This window comes from Rhodosalinus sp. (genome assembly GCF_041685465.1).
Classification (GTDB): Bacteria; Pseudomonadota; Alphaproteobacteria; order Rhodobacterales; family Rhodobacteraceae; genus Rhodosalinus.
Map to the genome: position 1 here is coordinate 1 of NZ_JAWLFS010000304.1, position 3,054 is coordinate 3,054.

Annotated in this window: 3 protein-coding genes; all 3 read right to left on the reverse strand. The window is 74.0% G+C overall.

Annotation, left to right across the window (positions count from 1 at the left end; translation table 11 throughout):
* Positions 1-578: type I glyceraldehyde-3-phosphate dehydrogenase (locus ACESL7_RS14830; protein WP_372894069.1), on the reverse strand; the 578-nt coding region annotated here is incomplete at its 3' end.
* 86 nt (positions 579-664) lie between these two features.
* The gene (locus ACESL7_RS14835; RefSeq protein WP_372894071.1) at positions 665-1,804 is read right to left on the reverse strand and encodes an iron-containing alcohol dehydrogenase; all 1,140 of its coding nucleotides are present in this window, start codon (positions 1,802-1,804) and stop codon (positions 665-667) included.
* Positions 1,805-1,806: 2 nt separating this feature from the next.
* Positions 1,807-3,054 (reverse strand): FGGY family carbohydrate kinase (locus tag ACESL7_RS14840; protein ID WP_372894070.1); only part of this gene is annotated, 1,248 nt, incomplete at its 5' end.

Genomic DNA, 3,054 nt, shown 5'->3' on the forward strand with positions numbered 1-3,054 from the left:
TCCTTGTGCAGCCCGTCGAGCGTGGGCTGGTCGCCGGTGTAGCTGTGCACCGTCGTCATGTAGCCCGTCTCGACCCCGAAGGCGTCGTCGAGCACCTTGACCACCGGGGCGAGGCAGTTCGTCGTGCAGGAGGCGTTCGAGACGATCCGGTCGCCCGCCTCGAGGCTCGCGTGGTTCACGCCGTAGACCACCGTGCGGTCGGCGCCCTTGGCCGGGGCCGAGATCAGCACGCGTTTCGACCCGTTCTCGAGATGCGCCGCGGCCTTGGCGGCGTCGGTGAAGACGCCCGTGCACTCCAGCGCCACGTCGACGTCCGACCACGGCAGCTTCGCCGGATCGCGCTCCGCGGTGACGCGGATGCGCCGCCCGTCCACGACGAGCGCGCCGTCCTCCACCGAGACGTCGGCGGCGAAGCGGCCGTGCAGGCTGTCGTATTTCAGCAGATGCGCGTTTGTTTCCGGCGGGCCGAGGTCGTTGATGGCGACGATCTCCATGTCGTCGCGGGCGTGTTCGACCAGCGCGCGCAGGGCGCAGCGGCCGATGCGTCCGAACCCGTTGATGGCGAGCTTCACTGTCATCGTCGTCTCCTTCTCTGTCTTGCACGTGCTTGCTAGCGCTAACACGACGCTGCGCGGTCATGGGGACGCCGCCGCGCTTCGGCCCGTCAGCGCGCGGCGTCGAGAATGCGTTCCAGCCTGTCCTGTCCGAGGTCCGCGGGGTTGCCCCGCATCGAGGAAGAGGCGCGCGCGGCCGCGGCCACCGCCGGCGCATCCGCCGGGTTCAGGCCGAGCGTGTCGAGCCCCGGCAGCCCCGCCGCCCGCGCCCAGTCGGCGAGCGCGGCCCAGTCCGCCACGCCCAGCGTCTCGCGCAGCATGGCGCGCAGCGTCTCGAGCCGCGCCGCCGTCACCGCGGGAAGGTCCGGCGCCGCCGCGTTCGCGGCCAGCACATGCGGCAGGAGTGCGCCGCAGATCGCGCCGTGCGCCGCACCCGGCGCGTGCCCGCCCACCGGCCCTGCGAGCCCGTGCACCGCGCCGAGCCCCGCGTTGGCGAGCGCGACGCCCCCCGTCAGCGCGACGAGCGCGATGTCGTCGCGGGCATCGGCGTCCTCGCCCTCCGTCAGCCGGGCGAGCGCGGCGAGGCCGCGCGGGATCGCGGGGTGGCAGAGCGCGTCGGTCATCGGGTTGGCGCGGGCCGAGAGCCACGGCTCGATCACCTGCGTCACCGCGTCGAGACCGGAGGCGAGCGTCACGCCGCGCGGCGCGCCGTCCATCAGCGCCGGGTCGATCAGCGCGAGGTCGGGCAGCATCCGCGCGTCGCGCAGGCTCACCTTGCGCCGGGCCTCGGGCACGCCGATCACCGCGTTGCGCGTCGCCTCCGCCCCGGTGCCTGCGGTGGTGGGCAGCGCGGCGAACGGCAGGGGATCGGCGGTGAGCGGCCGGCCCTCGCCCACGACCTCGAGATGCGCGCGCGCCGGCGGCGGCGAGGGCAGGAGCGCCGCGAGCGCCTTGCCGAGGTCGAGCGCCGCGCCGCCGCCGAGCGCCGCCACCGCGTCCGGTGCGGCCGCCCGCGCGTCGTCAAGCGCGGCTTCCAGCATCGGCAGATCGGGTTCGCCCGGGCAGGACACGCGCGCCGCCAGCACGCCCCGCGCGGCGAGCGCCGTGGCCAGCCACTCCGCCCGCGCCGCGTCGGCGCCGTGGACGAGCAGCACCCGCGCGCCCATCGCCGCGATGCGGTCCGGCGCTTCCGCCGCGGTGCCGCGGCCGAAGCGGATCTCGCCGGGGAGCGTCAGTCCGAAGGGCGGGATCGTCATACCGAGAGCGTCGCGCGCACCGCGCGCTGCCACGCGGCATAGCGCGTGTCCCGGGTGGCGACCTCCATCTTGGGCTCGAAGGTGCGCTCCAGCGCCCAGGCCTCGGCGAAGCCCTCCATGTCGGGGCAGACGCCCGCGCGCATCCCGGCGAGCCACGCGGCGCCGAGCGCCGTCGTCTCCAGCACCTCGGGCCGGTCCACCGGCGCGCCGAGGATGTCGGAGAGGAACTGCATCGACCAGTCGCTCGCCGACATGCCGCCGTCCACGCGCAGCGTCGCGATGCCCGCGCCGCCCTCCGCGTCGCCGTTCCAGTCCGCGCGCATCGCCTCCAGCAGGTCGCGGGTCTGGAAGCCCACGCTCTCGAGCGCGGCGCGGGCGAACTCCGCCGGGCCGGATTTCCGCGTCAGCCCGAAGATCGCGCCGCGGCAGTCGGCGTTCCAGTAGGGCGCGCCGAGCCCGGTGAAGGCCGGCACGAGGATGAGCTCCTGTCCGGGGTCGGCCCGTTCGGCGAGCGGCTGCGTCTCGGCGGCGTGGCGGATGATCTGCAGCCCGTCGCGCAGCCATTGCACCACGGCGCCTGCGATGAAGATCGAGCCCTCGAGCGCATAGGTGGGCTTGCCGTCGAGCTGATAGGCGATGGTCGTCAGAAGCCGGTTCTTCGAGACGCAGGGCGTCTCGCCCGTGTTCAGGAGCGCGAAGCAGCCCGTGCCGTAGGTGGATTTCACCATGCCGGGGCGGAAGCACGCCTGCCCGACGGTGGCGGCCTGCTGGTCGCCCGCCACGCCGAGGATCGGGATCGCGCCGCCGAAGAGGTCGGGCCGCGTCTCGCCGTAGTCGGCAGCGCAGTCGCGCACCTCGGGCAGCATCTTCATGGGCACGCCGAGCATCTCGCACATGGTCGAGGACCAGCGGCCCTTGCGGATGTCGTAGAGCAGCGTGCGCGCGGCGTTGGTGGCGTCGGTGGCGTGCACGCGCCCGCCGGTGAGCTTCCAGATCAGGTAGCAATCCACCGTGCCGAAAAGGAGATCGCCCGCCTCGGCCCGCGCGCGGGCGCCCTCCACGGTCTCGAGGATCCAGGCGAGTTTCGTGCCCGAGAAATAGGGATCGAGCAGCAGGCCGGTGCGGTCGCTGACCGTGGGTTCGTGGCCTTCGTCGCGCAGGCGGCGGCACATCCCGGCGGTGCGGCGGTCCTGCCAGACGATGGCGTTATGCACCGGCTCGCCGGTGTGGCGATCCCAGACGAG